We start from the raw sequence: 26,357 nt of genomic DNA on the forward strand, positions 1-26,357 counted from the left end.
CTTGCAATAAATTCGCCTCTGCTTTGGCAGTGGCAACAGGGCACGGGCCGCCCCTCAAGCCGGCCTGGATCGGGGTACCTCGCACGGCCCCCCTACGAACGGAGAATGAGTTATGCGTCATAAGCTGGGCCAGCGTAAGCTGGGTCGTACCTCGTCGCACCGTATTGCGCTGCTGCGCAACCTGGCCGCCGCGCTGATCAAGCACGAGCAGATCACCACCACTCTGCCCAAGGCGAAGGAACTGCGTCCCTACGTCGAAAAGCTGATCACGCTGGCCAAGCACGGTGGCCTTTCGAACCGCCGTCTGGCCCACGCTCGTCTGCTCGACGATGCGCAGGAACAGAAGCTGTTCGAAGTTCTGGCTGCTCGCTATGCCGACCGTGAAGGCGGCTACACCCGCATCATCAAGGCCGGCTACCGCGCTTCGGACGCCGCGCCGATCGCCGTGATCGAACTGGTGGACCGCGACACCTCGGCCAAGGGCCTCGATTCGGGTCCGGTGCTGACCGCCGACGAAGACGAACTCGAAAACGCCTGATCGCATTGGGGTGAAAGCCCCAAGATCGGACGAACCGGATAACGGGCGGGGCCGCAAGGCCGCCGCCCGTTTTTCGTTGGCCATGCCGTTGCCGGCTGCGCGCGTGCGCGGTAGCAAGACGCATGATCTTGTGGCGATTGGCAAAAGCGGGTCAGCGAGCGCTGGACGGGGCAGGGGCGCGGCGGTTTGGCGGGCGCTATTGTTCGCCGGGCCAGCCGATCGTGCACTTCGCGAGCGAGGCCGGCCTCGCCGTGCTGGTGCAGATGCGCTATCTTGTCGGGCCACCCGACGCTTGCGAAGAGCCGTTCGAACTGGGCTGGACGCAGAGCGATGCCGTGCCGGAACGGGTGCCCGACGGGCTGGATCGTGCGGAGACGACCGCATGGGTCGATGCCTGGGCACGCAGCGGGCGATCGCTGCTTGTCGCCGTGCGCTCGGCCGTCCTGCCCGAGGCCGACGTGGTGCTGATGAATGCCGGCCACCCAGCGGCCGCAGTGGTGCCGCCGCTCACGGTGCGGCCGTTCCGCTTTGATCAGTGCCTGCATCGCCCACCGATGCTCGAACAATATTCCTGACTTTTGCAAACGCCGTGTTGCGTGGCATCGATCCGGCGCTAGTTTCCTGCGTAACCACCCCGTCTGTCAGGATGCCGCGATGAAGAACCCCCTGTGGCTGGCCCCCGTTGCCCGGCTTGCGCTTGCCGTGCCGCTCGCCCTTGCCGCCACTCTGCCCGCTTTTGCCAAGGACCAGGCCATGCCGCCATTGCCGCCCTATCCTGTCAGCCCGCAAGTGCCGCTGGTGGAAAGCCATTTCGGAGAGCAGGTGTCGGACCCCTGGCGATGGCTTGAGGCCGACGTGCGCACCGATGCCAAGGTGGCCGCCTGGGTTCAGGCGCAAAGCGCCTATACCGCCGCCTATCTCAAGCAGCTGCCCGAGCGGGCAGCGCTGGAAAAGCGGATGAAAGCGCTGATCGACTATGAGCGGTTCGGCTTGCCGGTGCAGCGCGGCGGGACGGTATTCTACACCTGGAACAGCGGGCTGATGAACCAGTCGCAATTGCTGGTGCGCTCCGGCGACGCTGCCGTGGGCACCAAAGGCCGCGTGCTGCTCGATCCCAATCTCTGGGCCAAGGATGGCGCCACCGCGCTCGATGCCTGGGCGCCTTCCGACGATGGCCGCTTGCTGGCCTATTCGGTGCAGGATGGCGGTTCGGACTGGCGCACGGTCAAGTTCGTCGGTGTTGCCGATGGCAAGCCGCTGGCTGACGAACTCAAGTGGGTGAAATTCTCGGGACTGGCCTGGCTGGGCAACGATGCGCTGCTCTATTCCCGCTTTGCCGAACCCAAGGAAGGCCAGGCGTTCCAGGCGCGCAACTACAACCAGACCGTCTGGCTCCATCGCCTGGGCACGCCGCAAAGCGCCGACCAGCCGGTGTTCGCCACGCCCGACCTGCCCAAGCGCGGCCACGGCGCAAGCGTTTCGAGCGACGGGCGCTGGGTGGTGATCACCAGCAGCGAAGGGACCGATCCGGTCAACACCGTCCATGTGGCGCGCGTCACGGATGGCAAGATCGGCCCTGTCATCGCCCTGGTGCCCGATCTCAAGGCGCAATGGGATTTCGTCGACGGCGTGGGCGACAAGCTGTGGTTCGTTTCGGGTGATGGCGCGCCGTTGAAGAAGATTGTGCGTGTCGATCTGGCCGGCGGCGCGCCGCGTTTCGAAACGATCGTGGCCGAAAGCAAGGATAACCTTGAATCGGTGGGCATTGCCGGCGACCGCATCTTTGCCAGCTACATCCACGATGCCAAGAGCCAGGTGCTGGCGTTCGATCTGGATGGCAAGCCGGCCGGTGCCGTCACTCTGCCGGGAATCGGCAGTGCGGCGGGGCTGAGCGGCCGCCCTGGCGACAAGGTGGCGTTCCTTTCGTTCAGCAGCTTCACCCAGCCGGGCACCGTGCTGCGGCTAGACCCGGCGACGGCGCAGACCAGCCCGTGGGAGCCGGTGCATCTGACGTTCAACCCGGCCGATTTCCGCGTCGAGCAGGTGTTCTATCCCAGCAAGGATGGCACAAGGGTGCCGATGTTCATCGTGCGCCGCAAGGATGCCACCGGGCCGCTGCCCACGCTGCTCTATGGCTATGGCGGCTTCAACATTGCGCTCACGCCGTGGTTTTCGGCCGCGTTCATGACCTGGATCGACAGCGGCGGGGCCTTTGCACTGGCCAACTTGCGCGGTGGCGGCGAATATGGCGATGCGTGGCACGATGCCGGGCGGCGCGACAAGAAGCAGAATGTGTTCGATGATTTCATCGCCGCTGGTGAATACCTGATCGCCAAGGGCGTGACCCCGCGCCACGGCCTGGCCATCGAAGGTGGCTCTAACGGCGGCCTGCTGGTCGGTGCCGTGACCAACCAGCGGCCCGATCTGTTCGCCACCGCCAGCCCGGCGGTGGGCGTGATGGACATGCTGCGGTTCGACCAGTTCACCGCCGGCCGCTATTGGGTGGATGACTATGGCTATCCTGAAAAGGAAGCCGATTGGCGCGTGCTGCGCGCTTATTCTCCTTACCACAACATCCGCGCCGGCGTGGACTATCCCGCGATCCTGATCACCACGGCCGATACGGACGATCGCGTGGTGCCCGGGCACAGCTTCAAGTATGCCGCCGCGTTGCAAGCGGCGGCCATCGGGCCCAAGCCACACCTGATCCGCATCGAAACCCGCGCCGGGCATGGGTCGGGCAAGCCGATCGACAAGCAGATCGAGGAAACCGCCGACGTCCAGGCGTTCCTCGCGCATTTCACGGGATTAACGCCGCGCCCGTGAAGGGCCGCTCTGGCGCCGGCCCCGCGCCGGTGCTAGAGCATTGCGAACAATGACAAGGTTTGGGACAGGATGGCGCGCGGCGCTGCTGGCGGGAACGCTGGCGGCGTCGATGGCGGGCTGGGGGGCGGATGACGGACATGCCGCCGCCGCACCCGTTCCTGCGCCTGCGCCCGATGCGGCCGTCGATGTTGCAGTCGATGTGACACACGGCGGCGGCGCGGTTTCCAGCACGGGCATTGCCGGGGCACCCACGGTGGCACCAGTCACCGGCCTTGTTCTGCCACGCACGGCCTATCCCTTTGCGCGGCGCGATGGCGCGGTGGAAAAGCCGTTCGGCCAGGCCGTGGCGGATCCCTGGCGCTGGCTGGAAGCCGACTTGCGGACCAGTCCTGACGTGGCCGACTGGGTGGCGCGCGAAAACAGCCTGACGACACAATTTCTCAAGAGCCTGCCCGGCCGCGATGCCTTTGCCGCGCGCATCCGCAACCTGTTCGATTATCCGCGCGTGTCGCTGCCGCGCAAGGCGGGGCGCAGCTATTTCTATCTGCGCAACACCGGCTTGCAGAATCAATCGGCGCTTTATGTACAGGAAGGGCAAAGCGGCACGCCGCGCCTCTTGCTCGATCCCAATGCGTGGTCAGCCGATGGGAGCCAGGCGCTGGACCTGTGGGTGCCATCGCGCAGCGGGCGGTTCCTGGCCTTTGGCCGCCAGCGCGATGGCAGCGATTGGCGCACGCTGGGCGTTGTCGATGCCCGCAGCGGGCAGGTGCTCGACGATGCCCTGGAATGGGCAAACGACACGCTGATCGGGTGGCTGGGGGACGAAGGCTTCCTCTATTCGCGCTATCCCGCTCCGGCGCAGGGCCAGGCCTATCGCGCGGTGCTTTCGGGCAAGGCGGTGTGGTTCCATCGCGTGGGCACGCCCCAATCGGCCGACGAACTGGTCTTTGCCACGCCCGATCATCCCGAATGGGGCCACAAGGCTTTCGTCACCTCGGATGGGCGCTGGGCGGTCATCACCACCGAGGCAAGCACCGATGCGCGGCGCATGGTCCACCTGGTGGATCTGCGCGGCGGCGCCTGGCGCAACGGGCAATGGCAGGTCCTGCCGTTGGTGGACAATTTCGATCACGAATGGAAAGTGGTCGAAGGGCTGGGCGATCGCCTGTGGTTCATCACCACCTCGGGCGCGGCCAATGGCATGGTCGCGGAACTCGATCTGGGTGGCGCGGCGGCGCGGTGGCGCGTGGTGGTCCCGGAACGTCGCCAGACGCTGGCGGGCGGCAACGTGGTGGGCGATCGGCTGATCCTGTCCTACCAGCATGATGGCGCGACCACCGCGGTCGTTACCGATCTCAAGGGCAAGCCGGCGCGCGCGATCACGCTCAACGGCATCGGCGTGGCCTCGGGCTTTGCCGGCAAGCCGGGTGACAGCGAGACATTCTATCAATTCTCCAGTTTCAACCTGCCGCCCACGATCTTTCGCCTCGATCTCAAGACCGGCGCGGCCACGCCTTTTGCCCAGCCGCGCCTTTCGTTCGACCCGGCAGACTATGTGGTGGAACAACGCCGCTATCGCTCCAAGGACGGCACGATGGTGCCGCTTTATCTCGTGCGCAGCCGCCGCGCGGCCCAGGCCGGGCAGGCCTTGCCCACGCTGCTCTATGGCTATGGCGGTTTCGACGTGGCGCTTACCCCCGGATGGTCGCCGGTGCGCATGGCCTGGCTCTCCGCGGGCGGCGCCTTTGCCCTTGCCAACATTCGCGGCGGGGGCGAATTCGGCCAGGCCTGGCATGATGGCGGCCGCCTTGCGGCCAAGCAGAACAGCTTCGACGATTTCATTGCCGCTGGCGAATATCTCATTGCCCAGGGCGTGACGCCCAAGGGCGGGCTTGCCATCCAGGGCAGTTCCAATGGCGGCTTGCTGGTGGGTGCCGTGGTCAACCAGCGGCCCGACCTGTTTGCCGCCGCCAACCCCGATGTGGGCGTGATGGACATGCTGCGCTTCGATCGGTTCACCGCCGGCCGGTTCTGGGTGGACGATTACGGCGATCCGGCACGTGCGGCCGATTGGCAGGTGCTGCGCGCCTATTCGCCCTATCACAACATCCGCGACGGCGCGCGCTATCCGGCCATCCTGGTCACCACCGCCGATACCGACGATCGCGTCGTGCCCGCGCACAGCTTCAAGTACGTTGCCGCGTTGCAGGCGGCTGACATCGGCACGCGCCCCCATCTCTTGCGCGTGGAACAGGGCGCCGGCCATGGCGGGGGCAAGAGCGTGGACAAGGTGATCGCTGGTGGCGCCGATGTCCTGGCCTTCCTGGCGGCCTATACTGGGCTTGATGCGCCGCCACCCGCCCCCTAGGTTCCACCCTATGTTCTCCTTGCAGGCCGGGCAGTGGCTCACTATCCGCAATGGCGGGACCACCAACGGGATCGACCACTATGACCATGTTCGATGATCGCGAGCGCGCGTTCGAAGCCAAGTTCGCCCACGACGAGGAAATGCTGTTCCGCATCCATGCCCGCCGCAATCGCTTGCTGGGCCAGTGGGCGGCCGAGCGCATGAAGCTGACCCAGGCCGAAGCGGAAGCCTATGCCAAGTCGGTGGTCCAGGCCGATTTCGAGGAAACCGGCGACGAAGACGTCGTCCGCAAGTTGCTGGGTGATCTGATCGCCGCCGGGGTGGATAGCACCGAGGCGGAAATCCGCGCCGCGATGGATGCCAAGTCGATCGACGCGCGCCGCCAGTTGATGGGCGAAGTCTGATGGCAATGGCCGCTGCCGAAATCGAGACGATGATCCGCGCCGCGCTGCCCGATGCGCAGGTGACGATCACCGACCTTGCCGGGGACGGCGATCACTTTGCCGCTCACGTCGTTTCCGCCAGCTTTGCCGGGATGAGCCGCGTGGCCCAGCACAAGGCGGTCTACGCCGCGCTGGGCGGCCGCATGGGCGGCGTGCTTCATGCCTTGCAACTGACCACCGCCGCCCCCAAATAAGGCGCGAAAGGAACCGATCCCACCATGTCTACCGAGCAGCGCATCGACGAAATCGTCAAGGGCAACGATGTTGTCCTGTTCATGAAGGGCACGCCGCTGTTTCCGCAGTGCGGGTTTTCCAGCCGGGCCGTGGCGATCCTCGAACGCTTGGGCGTCGAATATGCCAGCGTCGATGTCTTGCAGGACATGGACATCCGCCAGGGCATCAAGTCCTATTCCGATTGGCCGACCATTCCGCAGCTCTATGTGAAGGGCGAATTCGTCGGCGGTTCTGACATCATGACCGAGATGTACGAAGCCGGCGAACTCGCCCAGTTGATGGAAGAGGCCGAAGTCAAGCCGGCCTGACACGGCTGCCGCCCTGGCAAGCGATTGCCGGGCGGACAGGGCCGTCCCAAAACGCGGTTTCCCACGGGGAGGCCGCGTTTTTTCGTGTCTGCTGAATGTGTTGAACCCCGGGGGAGGCGGAGCCGGGGAGACTTGGGGGTTGCCGGCTCCGCCTCACGAAGAAGAAGTCTTCGGGGTATCCAAGACTAAGCACGGACCGTGCCAGTTTTGCAAATTGCCGAATTCTTCGGGCAAGAACGCCTCGGGCAGGGTTGCCGGGTTACGCGAATTGTAAAATTGGCCGACATCTCCCCCCTCTTGGCAAGGGGCGCCTGGCAAAGCATGGTGCCGCGATGGCCGATCCGCTTTCCCCACCTGCTGCCCTGCCGGGCGAACAGGCCGAGCCTGCGGCCACGCTGATCGTGTTTCGCAAGGGTGTGCCCGGCCAGGCTTCGCAGATCCTGCTGGTAGAGCGATCGGCACAATTGCGCTTTGCCGGCGGGGCTACGGTCTTTCCTGGCGGCAAGGTCGATCAGGCTGACAAGGCGCTGGCCGCCGCGCGTCCTGCCTGGGTTCAGGGCCTTGACGAGGATGATGCTGCCGCTCGCCTGGCTGCCCTGCGTGAAACGTTGGAGGAAACTGGTCTGCTGGTGGGCATGGCCTCGGCGCGGCCGGATGCCGCGCCGCGCGATGCCACGGCCGCGGTTGCGGCGCGGGCGATGCTCGCGGAAACCGGGCAGATGGGCCCGGTGCTCGATCATTTCGGGTGGCGGCCGGATCTGGGCGCCTTGGTCCCTTGGGCCCGCTGGTGGCCGCGTGGAAAGCCGGGGAGGGTGTTCGACACGCGGTTCTATCTGGCGGACCTTGGCAGCGGGGCCGTGGATCTGGCAGTGGACAACACGGAAAATCGCCACTTGTTCTGGTCTTCCGCCCACGAGGCGCTGGACGCGGCCGAACGTGGTGCGCTGCATCTGATCTTTCCCACCCGCCGCAACCTGGAACGGCTGGCGCAATGCGCCGATTTTGCCGCCGCGCGGGCCCATGCCGCCGCGTTTCCGATCGCGCCGATCATCCCAGGCACGGTGCTGCGCGATGGCGTTCCCTGGCTGACCATTCCCGACGGCTACGGCTATCCCGTGCTGGGCGAGCCGCTGGCCGAGGCGCATCGCGCCTGAACGCGCCCATCCCCCGTGGCAGGTGCACTTGCATCCACATTCGAGAATATCCGCGGGTGGCAAATCGCCAGATCGGATAAGCAATGTTCCTGAGGGCAATACGTATAGGCCCCGATGGCTGGCCGTAGAACGCGGTAAGCGGGCGGGCGTAAAACCCGGGTGGAGGTATTGCCCGATGCCCGTTGCCCAACCCAAGCCATCCTATCCTGTCGATGCGCCACGCCCGGATGCCGCCCCAGCGCCCAGACTCGCGTCAGGCACGGAAGATCCTGTTTTTTCGCCAGTTCATGCGCTGCAGCAGGAACTGTTGCCGCTCGCCACAGCCGCGCCTGCCCATGCCGAGGCGCTTTATCCGCTGTGGCTGCGCGTTGCCATCATCGGCGGATCGTCGGCGCTGGCATGGGGTTTGATCATCTGGGGCGCGCTGCGCCTGGGTTAGCTGATTCGCCGTTTGGGCGTCAGCTAACGAACCATCTCGGCTGTATCGCTCGCTGACGGGGTCAACGGGCTGTTCCTATCATCGCCTCACAACGGGTGCCGCGATCACGGCACCGCCCGATGTGGGGACCAGCAACGGTGAATCATCAGCACAATCTCGCGGCGCGCAATGATGTCGCTCGCAATCTGGCGGCTGGCGGGTGGAACGGGCCGGTCATGGCCGCTGCGCCAGACCTTGCCGCACCGGCGATCGGTGCATCGGCCTCTGCCCCGCCGGTGGCAGCGCTGCGGGCCACCGGCACCCGCTGGCGGCACCCGCGCACCATGCCCGGCGCAGACAGCGCCGAGGCCTGGATTCGCGCTATCGACGTGACCGTGGCGTTCTGCGCGCTGCTGGTCTTTTTGCCATTGATGCTGGCCATCGCCACTTTGGTGCGGCTCTCTGACGGCGGACCGATCCTGTTTCGCCACCGCCGCGTCGGGGCTGGCGGGCGCCACTTTGCCTGCCTCAAGTTCCGCTCGATGTGCGTGGATGCCGACGCCCGCTTGCGCCATGTGCTGGCCACCGATGCCGCCGCCCGTGCGGAGTGGGAAGCAACGCACAAGTTGCAAAAGGACCCGCGCATCACGGCGGTGGGCCGGCTGCTGCGCAAAAGCAGCCTGGATGAACTGCCCCAGTTGATCAACGTTCTGCGTGGCGACATGAGCCTGGTGGGGCCACGCCCGATCGTCGACGCCGAAGTCGCGCGGTATGGACGCCATTTCGCCGCCTACTGCGCGGTGCGCCCCGGCGTTACCGGGCTTTGGCAGGTGGCGCGGCGCCACGATACCACGTATCGGCGGCGGGTTGCCTGCGATCTGCTTTATCGCCGCGCGCGGTCCTTGCGGCTCTACTTCCGCATCCTGCTGTTGACCGTGCCCAGTGTCATTCTTGCACGCGGGGCTTACTGAACTGGGCGGCAAGCGCTGCCTTTGCCAGCGAACGGATCTTGAAACGCCAACGGGAGAAGCGCGGTCGCCACGCTTCTCCCGTCTCGCGCAGGTAAATGGGCCGAGCCGAAAACCCGGCATTCGTTATGTTTTAAAAGATGAGGAGCGCCAGTCCGATCCAGAACACCTGGCTCAACGCCAGGCCGATCAGAAGTCCCTTGGCGGCGGCAGTGCCTTCGCCAGCGGGGGCATCGTGGAACGAGACGAAACCATCTTCACGGAAAGACTGAGTGGACATCCTGCAACCCTTGTAACCAGTGTTTTTGGCCTTGGCGGCAGTGGCCGCTTCACCATTTCCAACGCGTCACAGGGCTAGCTTGTTCCCGCTGTGCTCCTGCTTGTCCGGCTGGGGAATAAGGGCTTTGCCGTCTTCCGCTCAACCGTCTGACACACGCTTTTCATAGCGCAGGATAGTTGTAAACCCGTGAATACCACCGTTTTTGCGCACGATTGCGATGCAACAGGTGGACTATTGCATCGCACGATTCCGCCATTCTTGCTGTGTGACTGGTTCTTGTTGCATTGCACATGGCTAGTGCTGCACTGCAACCTTGATGGTGGTATGACAGCGCAGCCATCGGGCAGGGTGCCGGGGGGCGGGGTACAGCTGCCGACAATGCCATAAAGTTGAAACAAAGTCAGGCTGATGCCGCCTGATCGCGGCGAGTCGAGGCAAAAGGCTCTCTGCGTCAGGACGATGCTTTTTTGCGTCCGGCCGTGTGCGCGCGCGCCGTAACGCGCGAGCCCAAGATGTTGCTCATGCGAAGGCGCCAAATTGGCACTGTGGCGGTCGGGGGGCGGGCTATCCCTGATGGGCATTTTTTGCGCTGCAAAAATGCAATTTTTTCGCTGGATTGCGGGGCGGCGGCCGATGGCTCGCATGGGATAGGGGCGAATCCGCAGGGCATAGTGTCTCGGTAACGGAGCCAACCTGCGTGGACCGCACGGCATGTCGCCCTACCAATAGGGGAAATCCACCAAGGGGGACCACGCAGAGCATGCTGCGAATCCATGTTGCCATCGCCACCGTCGGTCGCGCCAACCTGGCGCGTGAGACGATCGACCTGCTTGCCGGGCAATCCCGCCGCCCCGATGGCGTGCTGGTTGTCGGCGCGACCGACGCAGACATTGCCGGTATCGGGGACAGCGTGATGCAGCCCGATCTGGCGCTGGCAGAGCGCGGCCTGTGCCGGCAGCGCAACCGTGCGCTCGAATTGCTGGACGGGCGGGCCGATGTGGTCGTGTTCTTCGACGACGATTTCGTCCCTTCACCCGATTATCTCGCCGCGGTTGAGCGGATTTTCCTGGCGCACCCGGATGTTGCGGGCATCACCGGCAATCTTGTGGGCGATGGCGTGCGCCACGGCGGCTATGGCATTGCCCAGGCGCAGGCGATGATCGCCGCGCAAACCCTGCTGCTCGATCCCGCGATCATCCCGCGCGAGGCGCTCTATGGCTGCAACATGGCCTTGCGCATGGCCCATATCGGCGCGTTGCGCTTTGACGAGGCGCTGCCGCTCTATGGTTGGCAGGAGGACATCGATTTTACCATGCGCCTGTCGCGGCGCGGGCGGCTCGTCTCCACCGGCCTGGTTTCCGGGGTGCATCTGGGGGTGAAGGGCGGGCGCACCTCGGGCCGGCGGCTGGGCTACTCGCAAGTGGCCAACATCGTTTATCTGCGCCGCAAAGGCACCATGCCTGGCGCCCTCGCGCGCAAGCTGTTGTGGCGCAACGTGGCGGCCAACCTGCTGCGCGCGCTGTTCCCCGAACCGCATGTGGACCGGCTGGGCCGGCTGCGCGGCAACGGCTTGGCCTTTGTCGATCTGCTGCGCGGGCGGATCGATCCGCGCAAGATCGAAAGCATGTGACCTCGTGCGCACGATCGCCTTCAACGGCAAATTCCGCGCGGGCAAGCACAACGGGGTCTGGCGCGTGTCGGATCGCCTGATCCGCGAGGTAGACAGCCTGCTGGCCGATATGCCCATGGCGGCACGGCCCGATGTCCGGGTGATCGTGCCGGCCGGCTGCCCGGCGGCTGAACCCTATCGCGTGATCCGGGTGGAGGAAGATGGCCAGGGTCCCAGCCAGAGTTGGGAACAGCGGCGGCTTCCGGCGCTGGCGCGGGGCAGCCTGCTCGTCAACCTCGCCAACCTGGCGCCGGTGTTCCATCGCCCCAAAGTGACGATGCTGCACGATGCCCAGTTCTGCCGGCCGGACTGCTCCTATCCCTGGCGCCAGCGCATGGGCTATCGCCTGCTGGCCCCGCTGATGGCGCGGTCGAGCAAGCTGGTGCTCACCGTGTCGGACTATTCGCGCCATGATCTAGCCGGATATGGCGTGATCGGCGGTGGACGCGTGGAAATCCTTCATAACGGCGCCGATCATATTCTGGAGATGGCCGCCGATGCCGGCGCCCTGGCGCGCCTGGGGCTGATCTCGGGCGAATACCTGCTGATGTTCGGCAGCGTGAAGGCCTACAAGAATAACAAGGTGGTATTCGATGCCCTGGCGCTCGCCGCGCAGGCGCATGCGGCGGGACTGGGCTGGCCGCCGCGCCGCCTGGTGATCGTGGGGCCAGGCCGCGCCGCGCTGGAAAATGCCGGGCTGGTGCCGCCGGTCGATGCGGTCTTTGCCGGCGGGTGCGATGATGCCGTGCTGCGCGCACTGTATGAAGGCGCGCAGGCGCTGTTGTTCCCCTCGCGCACCGAAGGGTTCGGACTGCCCCCGGTCGAAGCGATGCTTTGCCGATGCCCGGTTATCGCCGCGCCCTGTGGTGCCGTGCCCGAAGTGTGCGGGGCGGCCGCGCTCATGGCCGATCCGGATGATCCCACCGCCTGGCTTGAACAGATCGGTGCGCTGGAAGACCCTGCCACGCGGGCAACCATGGTGGCAGCCGGGCTGGCGCGGGCCGGCCGCTATACCTGGGTGGGGGCAGGGCGGAACCTGCTCAACCTTTTGATGGAATGCGCCGCGTGAGCGGGGCCTTGGGCGGTTCGACACTGCCAGCGCCCGCACGCGCGTTGCTGGGGCGGATAGGTGGCTGGTGGCGCGGCGGCAGCTTTACCGCCGTGATCGCCATGGCTGCGCGGGCCAGCAGCCAGCTGGCGCTGCTGGGTGTCACCCTCGTTGCCACGCGCACGCTGGCGCCGGCCGATTTCGGGGTCTTCGCGATTGCGGCCGCGCTGCTCACCCTGTCGCGCACGATGCTTTACACCGGGCCCTTCGAATATGTGCTCAAGGCGCCGCAGGCCGATGGGCCGGCGGTGGCCAGCGCCGGGCTCGCTGCCAACCTGGCGGTAGCGCTGGGCTGGGTCGTGCTGCTGTGCGGCGCCGGGCTTGCCGCACCTTTCGTTTTTCGTGGGCCTGGCGTGGCGCTGCTGCTGTTCTGCCTGGCGCCGTCCAATCTTCTCGCCGCCCTCGCCGGCTGGGAAGAGGCGATGCTGCTGCGCGGACAATTGGTGCGCCGCTACTATGCCATCACTGTCGTGACCGAAATTGCGGCCGGCCTGGGGGCTGCACTCCTGCTGGTGCTGGGCTGGGGGCTGTGGGCGCTGGTGGCGCAAGTCTATGCGCGGCTGGTGATCTTCATCGTCGCCTATCGCGCCGTGCTGGTGCTGCCGCCGCTGCCGCGCCCATCTGTGCGCGAGACGCACAAGGTGCTGGCCTGGTCGTGGAGCCGCTATGGCTCCGTCATGGTTGGGTTCCTCGCCAATTACAGCGGCGATCTGCTGCTCGGCGCGGTGTTCTCACCGGCGGCATCGGGGCTCTATCGCGCCGGCAACCGCGTGGTTTCGGCCCTGGCCGACATGTTCGTGCAGCCCGCCGGCCTGCTCGTCACCACCGGCCTTGCCGCAGAGCGAGCGCGGGGCGGCGCCGGCGATGGCGCCTGGCTGCGCCTGTCGGGCCTGTTCGGCGCGCTGTGCTGGCCGGCCCTGGCCGGATTGGCCGTGGTGTCTGACGAGATTGCCCCCGTCATGCTCGGGCCTGCCTGGGCCGGTGCGGGGCCGATCATCGCGGTGTTCTGCGTGGCGCGTATGGCGGCGCTGCCGATTGCTGTCGCTTCGTCCGTGCTGGTGATCGAAGACCGGCAGAACCGCGTGCTGTGGATTCAATCCGCTGCTGCCATCGCCACGGCGGTGCTTACCTTGGCGCTTGCCAGCCAAGGTCCGATTGCGGCCGCCTTTGCCACCACCCTGGTCGCGCTGGGCTGGGCCGCGGCCCTTGCCGTGGCAGCCTGGCGCGCGCGCCGGGTTCATGGCGGGGCGCTGGGTGATCTGGCGCTGCTCGTCCTGTGGCCCACGCTGGCGACGCTGGGCCTGGCCTGGGGCGGCCGCCTGCTGGCGCTACACTGGCACTTGCCCCCGGGGCAAACGCTGGGCCTCGTCGTGCCCATGGGCCTGGCTGGCTGGGGGCTGTCGCTTCACGCCGTGCGCCGCGCCCTGCGCGCAGGGATCGCGGCGCTGGGGCGGTAAGGGGCGCAGCCATGCGGTGGCGTGTGGTGATCAAGAAGTCTTGTCCGGCGCTTGCTCGACCACAAAGCGGGCCGTCATGCGCCTAACTGTCGGCACTGGTTGGCCGGCAAAGTTGACAATCGTGCCAAGTGTGGCGCTGCCTGCCAGCGTGGCGCAGGCAGCGCGCGCAAGAGGTGGCGACAGGATCTCTGTTGGCTTTGGCGCGGTGAGAACGGCGGCGGCACAGGGGCCCGGCTTGCCGTCGGCCGACACAGCCAGGTCGACCGCCACTCTCGATCTGTTGGGCACCCCGGCAGGGAGTGCGGCCACTTGTATCTCAAGATCGACCTGGGCCGGCATCCCGGCATCGAGGCCGTCGCCGGTCGCCCAACGAACCCAGTTGCGATACGTGCCATAGGCGGCGTTGCCATCGGCATCGCGGGCGGGCGTAAATTTCCCCCGTTTGAGAAACAGGGAGCAGGTCCGTTTCCCGGCTGGGCTCTGTTCGACGAAACCGCGAGCGCGGACAACGCCAATCACGTGGCAGGTTTCCGGTTGGCCAATCGGCGATACCAGCACTTCGATATCGACGATCGCGCTCTGCCCGGCGTCCACCATGCCCTGGGGATAATCGTCGGGGCTGATTACGGTGTCGGCATTCATCAGCGCCGGCGCGGCAAGCGCCCCGGCCATTGCAAGCAACATTGGCACGCCCATCCTCCCACGGCTCAAAGCGCTGGATTAGGCATGCCGGTGCACCTTGCCAAGGCGAGACGTTTGCGGCGCGCCTATTCGGCGCCGAGCAAGCTCTTGCGCAGGCGCGCCTTGACGAGCCGGGCCTCCAGGATGCGCCCGATTACATAGAGCAGCGCAAACAGGCTGGCAAAGACATAGGCCGAAGTGGGCGAATACTTGTCGCCCTTGCGATCGGGCTTCTTGCCGTCCTTTTCGGGGGCGGGCGCGCCAAGCGCCTTGTCGATGGGATTCATCGGCCGGACGTCGTCCTTCTTGGCGTCCTTTTTCTTGTCCGTCTTGGCTTTTGCCGCCGCTTCGGCTGCCGGCTTTTGCCATTGGCCCACCGCGATGGTCAGCTGCGCAAAGGCCAGGAACAGCAGCGGCGCCAGGAAGCACAGCAACAGAGCACGGCTGACCAGGTGATAGCGGAGCACCGGGCCGGCGCTGTCCTGTTCCACTTGCAACAGGCCGTTTTCGAACACCGCCAGCTTGTCTTGCGACGCTGGATCGATCTTGGTGAAGCGCAAGGCTTCGCCGCCACGCTGCTGGCTGGTGCCCGGCTGGCGCAGCAGCGGCTCGAGCCTGGCGAAGGCTTCCTCGCTGGTTTGTCCGGGCGGCAGGTCAACGCTGCCGCGAATATGCCAGATCCAATCGATGAAGCGCAGGTTCATGGCCGATCCATGGCGTGCCGAGGGCAGGGCGATGGCGTTGCTCATTCTGCCGGCACCGCGGTGGCTTCGTCCTGCCCTTGCCGGGCGAACTTGCCCTTGATGGCGCGCCAGCCCTCGGTGAAGGGAAAGGTCATCTGCTCGCGCAGGCCCATGCGGCGGCCGCCTTCCATGCCCAGCAGTTCGGCTTCACCATCGATGCAGGTGCCAAACATACGGTCAATGAAGATATAGGTGTTGGTGTAGTTGCTGCGCGTTGCTTCAAAGTCTTGCGAATGGTGCAGGCTGTGATGTTCGGTGGTGTGGAACAAGAAGCGCCACCAGCGCGGCGAATTGAACCGCACGTTGATATGCTGATAGCTGCCCACGGCCAGGCCGATCGCGCCGGCCAGCAGGAATGCGCGGGGCACGAAATCGAAGAACCCGCCGATGCCCAGGCCGATCAGGAACAGTTCGATCGGATTGCCCACGGCGCCCTTGTTGATGTTGAGCTGGGTAATGTAATGGTGCACCGAGTGCGGCAGCCACAGCGGATACCAGTTGTGCATGCCGCGATGCATCCAATACTGCCCGAAATCAAAGATGAACGAGATTATGAAGGCCTGAAGCAGTATCGGCAGGCCGGTGAACCAATCAAAGCTTTTCCAGTGAAAGGAATCCTGGATGGCCCCAACCATCACATCGGAACCGATAAAGCCATCGACAAGGCGCAGAACGGTGTAGCCCAGGCCGACATAGAACAGATCGGTGGTTACCTCTTTCCACGTCAGTTGCCAGCTTTCATGGCGCGGAAAGAAGAATTCCAGGCCCAGAAGAAACACCCGAAAACCGATGCCGATGCCGATCGCGGTCGATGCCTTGGCGATGGAATTTGGCGCATAATACCAGAACAGGATCAGCGCGAAGAGCACAGTGGGTTGAAACCACGAGAAAAACAGCCGCTTGACCGGGCCGCCTTCCACGCGCGGGATGTTTTCCCAGCCCACCGTGACCGGTGCCTGGGTGCCAATCAACCGCTTGCCGACCCGAATGCCTTCCATCTGCCTGCCCTCGTAATACTTGGGTACCCGTGTCAGTAATACTAACTGATCAGATGGTAATACGGATCGAATGCTTCGTCTATACCATATTGCATATGCTTATTGATGGATTTGCGTTGAAAATACGCCGGTTTGCGCATTTTTGGCCCGGCGCGATGGTGCAGTGCACCGTTTGCGGGGGCGATGGTTGGGCCAGGCACGCTGCCGTGGTCCCGATTCGCGCCAGGAAATTCTCTTGCCTTGCACAACCAGAATCGTCCGAGCACAGGCCAGGCTGCGGCCGGCCGACGCTGCGCCAAGGCAGCTGTTCCGCATCACGCGCTGTTGTTGCCAGGCAATCGGGCGCTATTCTCCGTGCCATGGACATCGCATTGATGAGGCGCTGGATAGGGTGACATCCGATCGTGAGAAACTTTGTGCGGCGCCCGCCCTGCCGGCCGGACTGGCGCAAGCGCTGGAGGGCTATGCATGGGCGCGCGATCTGGTCGGTGAATCCGGCGGCGCGGTTTACCGGCTCCATGGCAAGCCGGGCGCGCCTGAACTCTATCTCAAGCACGGCCTTGGCTCAGTTGCCGATGCCATCACCGACGAAATGGTCAGGCTCCGCTGGCTGGCCGGCTACGTGCCGGTGCCGCCGGTGCTGCACTTTGCCAGCACCTCAAGCGAAGCGTGGCTGGTCACCGCAGCCTTGCCGGGCGAGACGGCCTTTCAGGCGCTCCAGGCAAGGCCGGCGGAACGGATGGCGACCGTTGATGCGCTGGCCGCCTTTCTGCGACGGTTCCACGCGATCCCCGTCAGCGAATGCCCGTTCAACAGCGATCATGCCTTGCGGCTTGGCCTGGCGCGGAACCGGATCAATGAAGGACTGGTCGAAGAGGATGAATTCGACGCGGCGAGAGAAGGCTGGAGCGCGGAACAAGTCTGGCAGGCAATGCAGCAACTGCTACCTCTCGCGCCCGATCCGGTCGTCACGCACGGGGACTTCTCGCTCGACAATCTGTTCATCACCGGGGGCGTGGTCACCGGCTGCATAGACACGGGGCGGGCCGGTATTGCCGACCGCTACCAGGACCTTGCGATCCTGTGGAACTGCCTGGGAGAGTTCGCGGGGGAATTGCAGGACAGGCTCATGGTCGCTTACGGTGAGCCGGATATCGATCAGGGCAAGCTGCAGTTTCACCTGATGCTGGATGAACTGTTCTGATTGAGGCGGCTTGGCCCGGTTCGATCGCACCACGCCAATGGGCAAAAGCAGCGCTCCGACATCGGGGGGCGCGCAGTGGCGGCCGCTCCTCTCCCATTAGTGGCCGCACCAAAGCCTTTGAAGAATAGGGGATCGGCAAGCCGCAGCGAGGATGTGGAGCGGGCTTGGCCCTTAGCTTTCGACCTGCTCGCTCCATTGCAGCCACTGCGCTTCCACGCGGGCAAGTTCGGCCTCCAAGTCATCGCGCAGCTTGCCCAGCGCCCCCAGGTTCATCCCCGCCAGCGCCTTGGGCGCCTTGGCCGGATCGGCCAGGGTGGCATCGACTTCGGCGATGCGCGCCTGCAGCTTGGCCATGTCCTTTTCGGCCTTGCTGATCTGCTTGCCCAGTTCGCGGCGGGCCTGCCAGGCGGCCTGGGTGGCGGCCTTGTCGGCTTCGGCCTTGGGGCTGGCCGCCGTGGCCTTGGCCGGGGCATCGGCCTTCGGCTGGTTCCGGCCCAGGACGAAGTCGATATAGTCTTCCATGCTGCCGTCATAGGGCACGGCCGCGCCATCATCGACCAGCACCAGGCGGTCGGCGGTCATTTCCACCATGTGGCGATCGTGGCTGATCAGGATCACCGCGCCCTGATAGGCATTGAGCGCCTGGACCAGCGCCTCGCGCGCGTCGACGTCGAGGTGGTTGGTCGGTTCGTCGAGGATCAGCAGGTGTGGCGCATCGCGGGTGACCAGCGCCAGCGCCAGCCGCGCGCGCTCCCCGCCCGAAAGGCGCGAAACCTCGGTTGTCGCCTTGTCGCCGGAAAAACCGAAGCGGCCCAGTTGCGCGCGCACGGCGGCGGGCGTCTTGCCAGTCATCGCGCGGGTCATGTGCAGCAGCGGCGTGTCGCCGCCGGCCAGTTCCTCCACCTGATATTGCGTGAAATAGCCGATGGCGAGCTTGCCCGACGTGGTCATGCCGCCTTCCATCGCAGGCAGTTGCCCGGCGAGCAAGCGCGCCAGCGTGGTCTTGCCGTTGCCGTTGCGGCCCAGGAGGGCGATGCGATCATCCGGATCAATGCGCAGGTTCAACCGCTTGAGGATCGGCGTATCGGGCACATAGCCCACGGCCGCCATGTCCAGCGTGATCAGCGGCGGGCGCAACTCGCTGGGGCTGGGGAAATCGAACGTCAGGCTGGGATCTTCCAGCATGGCCATCACCGGCTGCATCCGCGCCAGCATCTTGGCGCGCGATTGCGCCTGTTTGGCGGTGGAGGCACGCGCACTGTTGCGGCGGACATAGTCCTGCAGCTTCGCCCGCTGGGCATCCTGCGAGGCCTTGGCCGCGGCGGCTTGTGCCGCGCGTTCGGCGCGCTGGCGCTCGAAACTGTCATAGCCGCCGGCATAAAGCGTGATCTTGCCGCCTTGCAGGTGGAGGATATTGTCGACCACGTTGTTGAGCAGGTCGCGCTCGTGGCTGATCACGATCAGCGTGCCGGGATAGCTACGCAGGAAATTTTCCAGCCACAGCGTCGCTTCCAGGTCGAGGTGGTTCGATGGTTCGTCGAGCAGCAGCAGGTCGGGCTGGGAAAACAGCAGCGAGGCGAGCGCCACGCGCATTTTCCACCCCCCCGAAAAGCTGTCGAGCGGCTCGGCCTGCATCGCTTCGGTAAAGCCCAGGCCGATCAGGATGCGCGCCGCGCGTGCCGGGGCGGTATAAGCATCGATCGCGATCAGTCGCTCGTGTACGTCGGCCAGCCGATCGGGATCGGTGCAGGTCTCGGCTTCGTCCAGCAGGGCGGCGCGCTCGGTATCGGCGGCGAGCACGGTTTCGAACGGCGTGGCCGTACCGGTGGGCGCTTCCTGCGCGATATAGCCCAGGCGCGCGCGGCGGGGCATGTCCACGCTGCCTTCGTCGGGCTCGATCTGCCCGATCAGCACTTTCATCAGCGTGGACTTGCCCGCGCCATTGCGGCCGATCAGCCCCACCCTTGCGCCCGTGGGCAAAGTGGCAGAGGCGCGATCGATGATGGTGCGGCCGCCAAGGCGCACGGTGATGCCGGAAATCGTGAGCATGGCCGTGCGCCTAGCGGCCCCGCGCGTTTAGAACAAGCCGCGATAGGCGCCGCCGTCCAAGGTCAGGCATTGGCCCGAGATATAGCCCGCCTGCGCCGCGCACAGGAATGCGCAGGCATCGCCGAATTCGCCCGGTTGGCCGATGCGCCCGGCCGGGCCGCGTGCGCCGATGCGGGCATAGGCCTCGTCCAGGGTGATCCCATCCTCCTGCACATAGCGCTGCGCCAGGCCGGCCAGGCGATCGGTGTCGAACGGGCCGGGCAGCAGGTTGTTCACCGTCACGTTGTCGGCCACGCAATCGAATTGCAGCACTTTGGCCATGGCCATCAACCCGGCGCGGGCTGAAACCGACAGGCCCATGTCGGCTTGCGGCATCAGCACCTGGGCCGAAGTGATGTTGACTATACGGCCGAACTTGCGCGTGCGCATGCCGCCCACCACGGCTTTGATCAGGGCCAGCGGGCTGAGCATGTTTGCCTGGAGCGCGGCGAGGAAATCGGCTTCTTCCAGCACGTCGAGCTTGCCGGGCCGGGGGCCGTGGTTGTTGTTGACCAGGATATCGGGATCGGGGCACGCGGCGAGCAGCGCGGCACGGCCATCGGCGGTGTTGAGATCGCCCACCACCGGCGTGACCTGCGCCCCGGTTTCCGCGCGGATGCGCGCGGCCGCCGCGTCCAGGCGGCTGGCGTCGCGCCCGTTGATCCACACTTGCGCACCTTCGCGCGCCAAGGACGTGGCACAGGCCAGGCCCAGCCCCTTTGACGAGGCGCAGACCACTGCCTTGCGCCCGGTAATGCCAAGATCCATCGTCACTTCCTTTGTCTGCGGGATTGCCTGCCGATCTATCGCAACCGGCGCAGGGAACAAGCGGGGGCGATGATGCGTTCGCACATATGCTGAAACGCCCCGTCCATGCGCCGAAATGCATGGCAAGCATTTTGGCAGCCCCGCCATTTGATTGCCACACGGTGATATTTTGCTAATCGCCAGCCGGTGCTCCGCGTGAAACCATCCAACCTTGCCGGCAGGGTGACAGCCCTTGCCCTGGCCTTCAGCTGTGCTGCCTGCGCGGTTTCGACCCCGCGCGTGGTGGAGCCTGACCTGCCGCCGGTGGAAAGCGCGCAGGCCGATGCCGCGCCATGGTGGACCGCGGCGGGCGATCCCGTGCTGGCCCAAGTGGTGGCGCAGGGGCTGGCGCATGATCCGGTGCTGGCCTGCAGTGCCTGGCACTTGCACGACGATGCCGCGCGTGCCGATGCCCGGCGGCGGCATCTGGGCGGGCGGCTGGCCGGGCTGCTCAGCAAGGAGCGCGTGGCCGACGGGCCGCCTGCTGGCGCCTATGCCCACGCTGCCCTGGTCAACACGCGCGCCGCCGCCATGGCAGAGGCCTACCTTGCCGTCCGCCTCGCGCAGGCGCGCCTCGCCGCGCGCCGGTCCGCTGTCGCCCCCTGGCAAGACAATGCCGAGATTGCCCGCTTCCGCCGCGAGGCGGGCCTCGTCTCGGCGATCGATGGCGCGCTGGGCGGCGTGATGGTCGATCTCGATGCCGATGCCGTGACGCAGGCGCAGACCGAGCTGTCGCAGGCATTGGCCCGGCTGGCGCAGGAAACCGGCCTGTCGGCAGAGGCCTTGCCCGCGTTGCTGGGCGACGGCGCGGCGGTGCCCGCCCTGGCCGACATTCCCGATGCCGCGCCGCGCCGTGCCGCCCTGTTGGCGCTGCGCCAGCAGCAGGGACAGGCCGTGGTGGAGGGCAAGGCCAGCCTGGACGAGGCGCGCGCTGCCCTGGCCAGCGCCACGGCCGCCGGCGCAGAAGAAATCGACAGTGCAACCAAGGCCCTCGCCGCCGCACAGGCCCTGGTTGCCGCCAGCGCGCGCACGCTCGCCCAGGCCGATCGCACCGTGCGCGATGCGCGTGCCGGTTATCGGGCGGGGACGGAAACCTTTGCTACGCTCTATGTTGCCGAGGCGTCGGCGCTTGCCGCGGCGGAGGCCGACGCTGCCGCCCGCAGCGGCCTTGCCCGCGCGCACGTGCGGCTGTGGGCGGCGCAGGGCCTGGGTTGGACTTCGGCCGATCTGGCGCCGGCCGCACCAGGCGAAGGACCCGCACGATGCCCGGCGCAGCCATGACCGAGCGCGATCTCGACGATTTCCTGGGCGCCCGTCCGCGCCGGCGCCTGGCGCGCTGGGGCATGGTGCTGGCGCTGCTGGCAGCCGGCGTCGCCGCCTTGTGGCTGTTCGTGCGGTTCGTCGATGGTCCGGAATTGCCCTATTACACGGTTCCGCTCGAACGCGGCAGCCTGACCCCGGCATTGAGCGCCACGGGCACCTTGCACGCGGAAGATGAAGTGATCCTGCGCGCGCCGCAGGGCGGGGTGGTGCACAGCCTGCTTGGCCCGGGCGATGGGGTCGTCCGCGCGGGCCAGCCCATCGCGATGCTCGATACCGCCCCGTTCGAGGCCGACCTGGCCAGCGCCGAAGCCACGCGGGCTGCCGCCGAGGGCACGTTGGCCGCCGCGCAGGCCGATGTGGATGGCGCACGCGCGCGGCTGGAACGCTATGACGGGGTTTGGCGCCGTTCGGGCGGACGGGTGCCCTCGCTCAACGAAATGGATGGCGCGCGTGCCGAACTTTCGCGCACCGCCGCGGCGCTGGCCACGGCCACGGCAGCCTTGGCCAAGGCGCGCAACGATGAAGTGCTCGCCCGTCGCCGCCTGGCCGACGCGACGATCCGCGCGCCGTTCGATGGCCTGGTCGTTGCCCGCGCCGTGGCGCCGGGCCAGCTTGTCCAGCCCGGCATGCCGCTGCTTTCGCTTGCCACCGGGCTCGATCGCCTGGTCGTGACCGTGCCGTTGCCGGCCGCCGATGCACAGCGCCTGGCCCTCAATGCCCGCGCCCGCGTGCTGCTGTCGGGCATGGCAGACAAGGTGCGCACCGCGCGCCTGGTGCGGATCGATCCCACCGACGATACCCGTGGGCTTGACCGGCTGGCGGTCTTCGCGCTCGATCCCGTAACCAGTGGCGAGGGCACGCCCCTGGTGCAACTGCGCCCCGGCATGGCGGCCACGGTCGAGATTGACCTGCCCGCGCGCGAGGGCGTCCTGCTCGTTCCCAACGCGGCCTTGGGCTTTACCCCCGAAGGCGTGCCGTCGCGAAACGGGGCGATCTATGTGGTGGCCGACGACAACGAGCCGCGCCAGGTGGCGGTTGCCACCGGGGCCAGCGATGGCAAGCGCACCGAAGTGCTCGCCAGCGGGTTGGAGCCGGGCGTGCAGGTCATCATCGGGCGGCGGGCACCCGGTGCATCGCCTTCGGCCCGGCCCGCTGCACCAGCGTCCCGGCCATGAAGCGCGAAACTATCCAGCAGAGTCAGCGTTAGGGCAGGCATGACCGATCCCACCGATTATCCCCCCATCGACTTTTCCGGGGCTCCATCGGCCAACGGCCTGTCCCGCCGCGCATTGGGTGGCATGGCGCTGGCACTGGCCGGCCTTGCCGCTTTGCCCGGCCGCGTCATGGCGCAAGGGCCCGGCAATCTTGGCCCCGCGCGGTCCTTTTCCTGGGACAGCCTGGTGGCCCGCGCCCAAGGTTCGGCGCGCCGTGCGTTCGTTCCGCGCACCGTGTCGCGTCATGCCGCCCCCACGTTCGACGATGCCGCGCGGCTGACCTATGGCGATGCACAAAGCCTGCCCGGCCATGTGCGCCTGTTTCCCACCCGGCTGGAGACCGCGCCCTTTGCTGTCGCCGTCAATGTGGTGGCAGGGGGCCAGGCGCGGGCAGTGGTCAACACGCAGGGCCTGTTCGGGGCGGCGCAGAACGTCGATCCCGCCGGTTTTCGGGTCATGTATGCCGATGGCCACGCCGATTGGCTGGCGTTCCTGGGAGCGTCCTACTTCCGCGCGGCCGGGGAAAAGGATCAGTTCGGCCTTTCCGCACGCGGCATCGCGGTGGACACCGGCACGATGCCCGGTGCCGAGGAATTTCCCGAATTCACGGAATTCTGGATCGAGGATCTCGGCAGCGAGCAGGGCACGCAGCACATGGTCATCCATGCCCTGCTCGAAGGCCCGTCGCTGACGGGGGCCTATGCGTTCGACACGCGACAGACCCAGACCGGCGTGGTGCAAGACGTCAAAGTGGCGCTCTTCCTGCGCAAGGACGTGGCGCGGCTCGGCATTGCGCCGATGACCAGCATGTTCTGCTTCGACGAAGCGACCACGATGGATCGGCGGGACTGGCGCCCCGAAGTGCACGATTCCGATGGCCTGGCGATCTGGATGGCCAATGGCGAGCGTATCTGGCGCCCGCTGGAAAACCCGCCGGAGCCGCGCACCAACACGTTTCGGGCGGACTCGGTCAAGGCCTTTGCCCTGGTGCAACGCGACCAGGTGTTCGACCATTACCAGGACGATCTCAATTTCTACGATCGGCGCCCCTCGCTCTGGGTGGAACCCCAAGGTGATTGGGGGGCAGGGGCCGTGGTACTCTATGCCTTTCCCACGATTTCCGAAACGGTGGACAATGTCGCGGCCTTCTGGCTCAGTGATCGTCCGGCCAAGGCGGGTCAACGCCAGGACTTTGCCTATCGCCTCACCTGGACCAGCCGCGATCTGGCCGCCAATGCCAACGCCCGCTGCATCAAGGTCTTCGTCGGGCCGGGCGGGGTCCCGGGCGGCGATCCCATTCCCGGCGCCACGCGCTATGTCCTCGATTTCGAAGGCGAGGCGCTGGCCGGGCTCAACCGTGGCAGTGGCGTCAGCGTGGAAGTGGACCTGCCCGCCGCGGCCGTCTTGCACAGGGCGGTGGGCCCGATCGCCGGGCGCGACAAGCAGTGGCGCGTAACGCTCGATATCAAGACGCAGGGCCTCGCCCAGCGCGAGTTTCGCCTGTTCCTCAAGCGCGGCAGCGGCGCGCTCAGCGAAACGGTGATCAAGGCCGTGCAACCATGACCGCCAGCCCGCCGCTCCGGCCCGTCGCCCCGGCGCTTCCGCCCGAAGCCCCGCTCGACATGCCGGTGCAGCGTCTGTTCGGCAATGCGCCCGCGCGGCGCGAGGTGGAAACGCGGCCCCATGGGCTGATGGTCAAGCGCTGGCTGCTGATCGCGCTGACCGCCGTTCTCGGCTTGGCGGCATCGAGCGAAGTGCGCGTGGCCTTCTCGCGCGACGGGCTCAACGCAATCGAAGTGGTGCTGCTGCTGTTCTTCGTCCCGTTGTTCAGCTGGGTGGCGTTCGGCTTTGTCAGTTCGACGATCGGTTTCGTGCAACTGATCAGCGGCGCGCATCCCGGTTTCGTCCCCGTGCCGTCACCGGCCGCCAGCCTGGCGCACCGCACGGCCGTGCTCATGCCGGTCTACAACGAAGACGTCGACGCCGTTTTCGCACGGGTAGAGGCCATGGCCTTTGCGATCGATCGTGCCGGCGGCGCGCGGTGGATCGATTTCTTCGTGCTCAGCGATTCCAGCGCCCTGCATGGCAAGCGCGAGGAAGCCGCCTGGGCCGAACTTGCCGCCCGCGCGCCAATCAACCTCTATTATCGTCGGCGCGAACAGAACATTGCCCGCAAGCCGGGCAATATTGCCGAATGGGTCCGCCGGTTCGGGGGATCGTATGAAAACATGCTGGTGCTCGATGCCGATAGCGTGATGACCGGGGCGGCCATCGTCGGGCTCGCCTCGATCATGGAAGCGCGTCCCTCGATCGGCCTGCTCCAGACCGTGCCGATGATCACCAACGCCCGCACCCTGTTCCAGCGCTGGATGCAGTTTGCCAGCGAGGCCTATGGCCCGATCGCTTCGGCCGGGCTGCTGTGGTGGAGCGGGGCCGAGGCCAACTTCTGGGGTCACAACGCGATCGTGCGCACCCGCGCCTTTGCCGAAAGCTGCGGCTTGCCCGATCTGCCCGGCAAGGCGCCGTTTGGCGGCCACATCCTCAGCCACGACATGGTCGAATCCGCGCTGTTGCGGCGGCGCGGCTGGGCCGTGCACATGGTGATGATCGGTGGCAGCTATGAAGAATATCCGCCCACCATCGTCGATCACGCGTTGCGCGATCGGCGCTGGATGCAGGGCAACCTACAGCACTTGCGCCTGATTGGCGCCTCGGGCCTCGCCGCCACCAGCCGCCTGCACCTGCTGATCGGGGCATCGGCCTATCTCACTTCGCCAGGCTGGCTCTTGCTGATCCTGGCCACGATTGCCCAGGTGGCCATGGCCAAAGTGGGCGGGGGCGTGGAAGGCAATGTGCTGATGACGGTGCCGGCAGGCGTGCTGGCGCTCACCGTGCTGCTGCTGTTCGGGCCCAAGCTGATGGGACTGATCTGGATCCTCGCCGATGGGCAGCGCTGCGCTGCGTTTGGCGGCCCGTGGCGCGCGCTCAAGTCGGTCCTGGCCGAACTGGTGCTGTCCACGCTGTTCGCACCCGTCTCGATGGTCTTGCAGATCAAGGCGCTCCTTGGCCTGCTGCTGGGCATCCCCTCGCAATGGAACGCGCAGAACCGCGATGCCCAGGCCATTTCGCTGCGCGCCATCCTGCCCGCCATGCGCGAGCACATCCTGCTGGGCCTGGCCTTTGCCGGCACCTTGTGGCTCGATACCGTCACTGCGCTGTGGCTGCTTCCGCTCACCATCGGCCTGCTGGGCGCGCCCTGGCTGGTCAGCCTCACCTCGCGCGAGGATCTGGGCGAAGCGGCCGCGCGGCGGGGGCTGTTCCGCGTGCCGGCCCGCACCATGCGCGTGGGCCGGGCCGAAGTGCCAGATCCGGCTGGCGACGGGCCGGCTGGCGACGGGCCGGCCGGCAATGGTCCCGCCGGGCAGACCCTGCCGGATGGCGAATCCGCCCTTGCGCAAAAACACGGATAGGCTGCTTGGCAGGTTCTTGCCGGCGCACGGCTAAGCCGGGCAGCCGTGTTTGCTGCCA

At 66.5% G+C, this 26,357-nt stretch carries 24 protein-coding genes; 18 read left to right on the forward strand and 6 right to left on the reverse strand.

Annotated elements, in window-relative coordinates; all coding sequences use genetic code 11:
- The first annotated feature begins 112 nt into the window (after nucleotides 1–112).
- The 10 genes from rplQ (at nucleotide 113) to FHT19_RS17690 (ending at nucleotide 9,260) form a co-directional block, all read left to right on the forward strand.
- The gene (gene rplQ / locus FHT19_RS17650; RefSeq protein WP_168556940.1) at nucleotides 113–538 is read left to right on the forward strand and encodes a 50S ribosomal protein L17; all 426 of its coding nucleotides are present in this window, start codon (nucleotides 113–115) and stop codon (nucleotides 536–538) included.
- A gap of 137 nt (nucleotides 539–675) precedes the next feature.
- Nucleotides 676–1,113 carry an RES family NAD+ phosphorylase gene (locus FHT19_RS17655; RefSeq protein WP_168556941.1) on the forward strand — a complete coding sequence of 146 codons (438 nt, stop codon included), beginning with the start codon at nucleotides 676–678 and terminating at the stop codon, nucleotides 1,111–1,113.
- Nucleotides 1,114–1,192: 79 nt separating this feature from the next.
- A complete protein-coding gene (locus FHT19_RS17660) occupies nucleotides 1,193–3,364 on the forward strand; it encodes a prolyl oligopeptidase family serine peptidase (RefSeq protein ID WP_169476108.1) in 2,172 nt (723 codons plus the stop codon).
- A 49-nt stretch (nucleotides 3,365–3,413) separates the two neighbouring features.
- Entirely contained in the window at nucleotides 3,414–5,732 is a 2,319-nt protein-coding gene (locus tag FHT19_RS17665) for a prolyl oligopeptidase family serine peptidase (protein ID WP_248290532.1), read from the forward strand.
- Between the two features lie 80 nt (nucleotides 5,733–5,812).
- Nucleotides 5,813–6,136 carry a DUF1476 domain-containing protein gene (locus FHT19_RS17670; protein WP_169476110.1) on the forward strand — a complete coding sequence of 108 codons (324 nt, stop codon included), beginning with the start codon at nucleotides 5,813–5,815 and terminating at the stop codon, nucleotides 6,134–6,136.
- On the forward strand, nucleotides 6,136–6,369 hold the full coding sequence (locus FHT19_RS17675) for a BolA family transcriptional regulator (RefSeq protein ID WP_168556944.1): 234 nt from the start codon (nucleotides 6,136–6,138) through the stop codon (nucleotides 6,367–6,369). Before FHT19_RS17670 ends, FHT19_RS17675 begins: the two co-directional genes overlap by 1 nt.
- Before the next feature lie 24 nt (nucleotides 6,370–6,393).
- A complete protein-coding gene (grxD, locus tag FHT19_RS17680; RefSeq protein WP_168556945.1) occupies nucleotides 6,394–6,717 on the forward strand; it encodes a Grx4 family monothiol glutaredoxin in 324 nt (107 codons plus the stop codon).
- A gap of 332 nt (nucleotides 6,718–7,049) precedes the next feature.
- Nucleotides 7,050–7,871, forward strand: coding sequence for an NUDIX domain-containing protein (locus FHT19_RS17685; protein WP_211184987.1), 822 nt, complete (start codon nucleotides 7,050–7,052; stop codon nucleotides 7,869–7,871).
- 307 nt (nucleotides 7,872–8,178) lie between these two features.
- Nucleotides 8,179–8,310 carry a hypothetical protein gene (locus tag FHT19_RS24650; RefSeq protein WP_282436271.1) on the forward strand — a complete coding sequence of 44 codons (132 nt, stop codon included), beginning with the start codon at nucleotides 8,179–8,181 and terminating at the stop codon, nucleotides 8,308–8,310.
- Nucleotides 8,311–8,447: 137 nt separating this feature from the next.
- Nucleotides 8,448–9,260: a sugar transferase gene (locus FHT19_RS17690; RefSeq protein WP_348981799.1), complete on the forward strand. Its 813-nt coding sequence runs from the start codon at nucleotides 8,448–8,450 to the stop codon at nucleotides 9,258–9,260.
- A gap of 130 nt (nucleotides 9,261–9,390) precedes the next feature.
- Here the strand turns inward: FHT19_RS17690 and FHT19_RS17695 are convergent, their stop codons facing one another.
- On the reverse strand, nucleotides 9,391–9,537 hold the full coding sequence (locus FHT19_RS17695; protein WP_157088941.1) for a hypothetical protein: 147 nt from the start codon (nucleotides 9,535–9,537) through the stop codon (nucleotides 9,391–9,393).
- Between the two features lie 760 nt (nucleotides 9,538–10,297).
- Between FHT19_RS17695 and FHT19_RS17700 the strand changes: the two genes are divergently transcribed.
- Genes FHT19_RS17700 through FHT19_RS17710 form a run of 3 tightly spaced genes read left to right on the forward strand, consistent with a single transcriptional unit; the run spans nucleotide 10,298 to nucleotide 13,771 of the window.
- Nucleotides 10,298–11,167 carry a glycosyltransferase gene (locus FHT19_RS17700; protein WP_169476111.1) on the forward strand — a complete coding sequence of 290 codons (870 nt, stop codon included), beginning with the start codon at nucleotides 10,298–10,300 and terminating at the stop codon, nucleotides 11,165–11,167.
- A gap of 4 nt (nucleotides 11,168–11,171) precedes the next feature.
- Nucleotides 11,172–12,275 carry a glycosyltransferase family 1 protein gene (locus FHT19_RS24785; protein ID WP_169476112.1) on the forward strand — a complete coding sequence of 368 codons (1,104 nt, stop codon included), beginning with the start codon at nucleotides 11,172–11,174 and terminating at the stop codon, nucleotides 12,273–12,275.
- Nucleotides 12,272–13,771 carry an oligosaccharide flippase family protein gene (locus FHT19_RS17710; protein WP_169476114.1) on the forward strand — a complete coding sequence of 500 codons (1,500 nt, stop codon included), beginning with the start codon at nucleotides 12,272–12,274 and terminating at the stop codon, nucleotides 13,769–13,771. The genes FHT19_RS24785 and FHT19_RS17710 overlap by 4 nt, the downstream gene beginning before the upstream one ends.
- A gap of 30 nt (nucleotides 13,772–13,801) precedes the next feature.
- Here FHT19_RS17710 and FHT19_RS17715 read toward each other — a convergent pair whose 3' ends face one another.
- The 3 genes from FHT19_RS17715 to FHT19_RS17725 all read right to left on the reverse strand — a co-directional run bounded on the left by FHT19_RS17715 (nucleotide 13,802) and on the right by FHT19_RS17725 (nucleotide 16,193).
- Nucleotides 13,802–14,413 carry a hypothetical protein gene (locus FHT19_RS17715; protein ID WP_169476116.1) on the reverse strand — a complete coding sequence of 204 codons (612 nt, stop codon included), beginning with the start codon at nucleotides 14,411–14,413 and terminating at the stop codon, nucleotides 13,802–13,804.
- Nucleotides 14,414–14,538: 125 nt separating this feature from the next.
- A complete protein-coding gene (locus FHT19_RS17720) occupies nucleotides 14,539–15,201 on the reverse strand; it encodes a hypothetical protein (protein ID WP_348981800.1) in 663 nt (220 codons plus the stop codon).
- Nucleotides 15,198–16,193: a sterol desaturase family protein gene (locus FHT19_RS17725; protein ID WP_168556950.1), complete on the reverse strand. Its 996-nt coding sequence runs from the start codon at nucleotides 16,191–16,193 to the stop codon at nucleotides 15,198–15,200. Before FHT19_RS17725 ends, FHT19_RS17720 begins: the two co-directional genes overlap by 4 nt.
- Before the next feature lie 391 nt (nucleotides 16,194–16,584).
- Here FHT19_RS17725 and FHT19_RS17730 point away from each other — a divergent pair, with 391 nt between their 5' ends.
- Nucleotides 16,585–17,397: an APH(3')-I family aminoglycoside O-phosphotransferase gene (locus FHT19_RS17730; protein WP_169476118.1), complete on the forward strand. Its 813-nt coding sequence runs from the start codon at nucleotides 16,585–16,587 to the stop codon at nucleotides 17,395–17,397.
- A 171-nt stretch (nucleotides 17,398–17,568) separates the two neighbouring features.
- Here FHT19_RS17730 and FHT19_RS17735 read toward each other — a convergent pair whose 3' ends face one another.
- Both FHT19_RS17735 and FHT19_RS17740 read right to left on the reverse strand, forming a co-directional pair.
- Nucleotides 17,569–19,446, reverse strand: coding sequence for an ABC-F family ATP-binding cassette domain-containing protein (locus FHT19_RS17735; RefSeq protein ID WP_169476120.1), 1,878 nt, complete (start codon nucleotides 19,444–19,446; stop codon nucleotides 17,569–17,571).
- A gap of 27 nt (nucleotides 19,447–19,473) precedes the next feature.
- On the reverse strand, nucleotides 19,474–20,253 hold the full coding sequence (locus FHT19_RS17740) for an SDR family oxidoreductase (RefSeq protein ID WP_169476201.1): 780 nt from the start codon (nucleotides 20,251–20,253) through the stop codon (nucleotides 19,474–19,476).
- Between the two features lie 222 nt (nucleotides 20,254–20,475).
- Here FHT19_RS17740 and FHT19_RS17745 point away from each other — a divergent pair, with 222 nt between their 5' ends.
- Genes FHT19_RS17745 through mdoH form a run of 4 tightly spaced genes read left to right on the forward strand, consistent with a single transcriptional unit; the run spans nucleotide 20,476 to nucleotide 26,299 of the window.
- A complete protein-coding gene (locus tag FHT19_RS17745; RefSeq protein WP_169476121.1) occupies nucleotides 20,476–21,573 on the forward strand; it encodes a hypothetical protein in 1,098 nt (365 codons plus the stop codon).
- Nucleotides 21,555–22,790 carry an efflux RND transporter periplasmic adaptor subunit gene (locus FHT19_RS17750; protein ID WP_169476123.1) on the forward strand — a complete coding sequence of 412 codons (1,236 nt, stop codon included), beginning with the start codon at nucleotides 21,555–21,557 and terminating at the stop codon, nucleotides 22,788–22,790. Before FHT19_RS17745 ends, FHT19_RS17750 begins: the two co-directional genes overlap by 19 nt.
- Before the next feature lie 39 nt (nucleotides 22,791–22,829).
- A complete protein-coding gene (locus tag FHT19_RS17755; protein WP_246866187.1) occupies nucleotides 22,830–24,392 on the forward strand; it encodes a glucan biosynthesis protein in 1,563 nt (520 codons plus the stop codon).
- The gene (mdoH, locus tag FHT19_RS17760; protein ID WP_169476125.1) at nucleotides 24,389–26,299 is read left to right on the forward strand and encodes a glucans biosynthesis glucosyltransferase MdoH; all 1,911 of its coding nucleotides are present in this window, start codon (nucleotides 24,389–24,391) and stop codon (nucleotides 26,297–26,299) included. Before FHT19_RS17755 ends, mdoH begins: the two co-directional genes overlap by 4 nt.
- Nucleotides 26,300–26,357: the final 58 nt, after the last annotated feature.

Origin of the sequence: Novosphingobium sp. SG919 (assembly GCF_012932495.1) — a bacterium.
Taxonomy (GTDB): domain Bacteria; phylum Pseudomonadota; class Alphaproteobacteria; order Sphingomonadales; family Sphingomonadaceae; genus Novosphingobium; species Novosphingobium rhizosphaerae.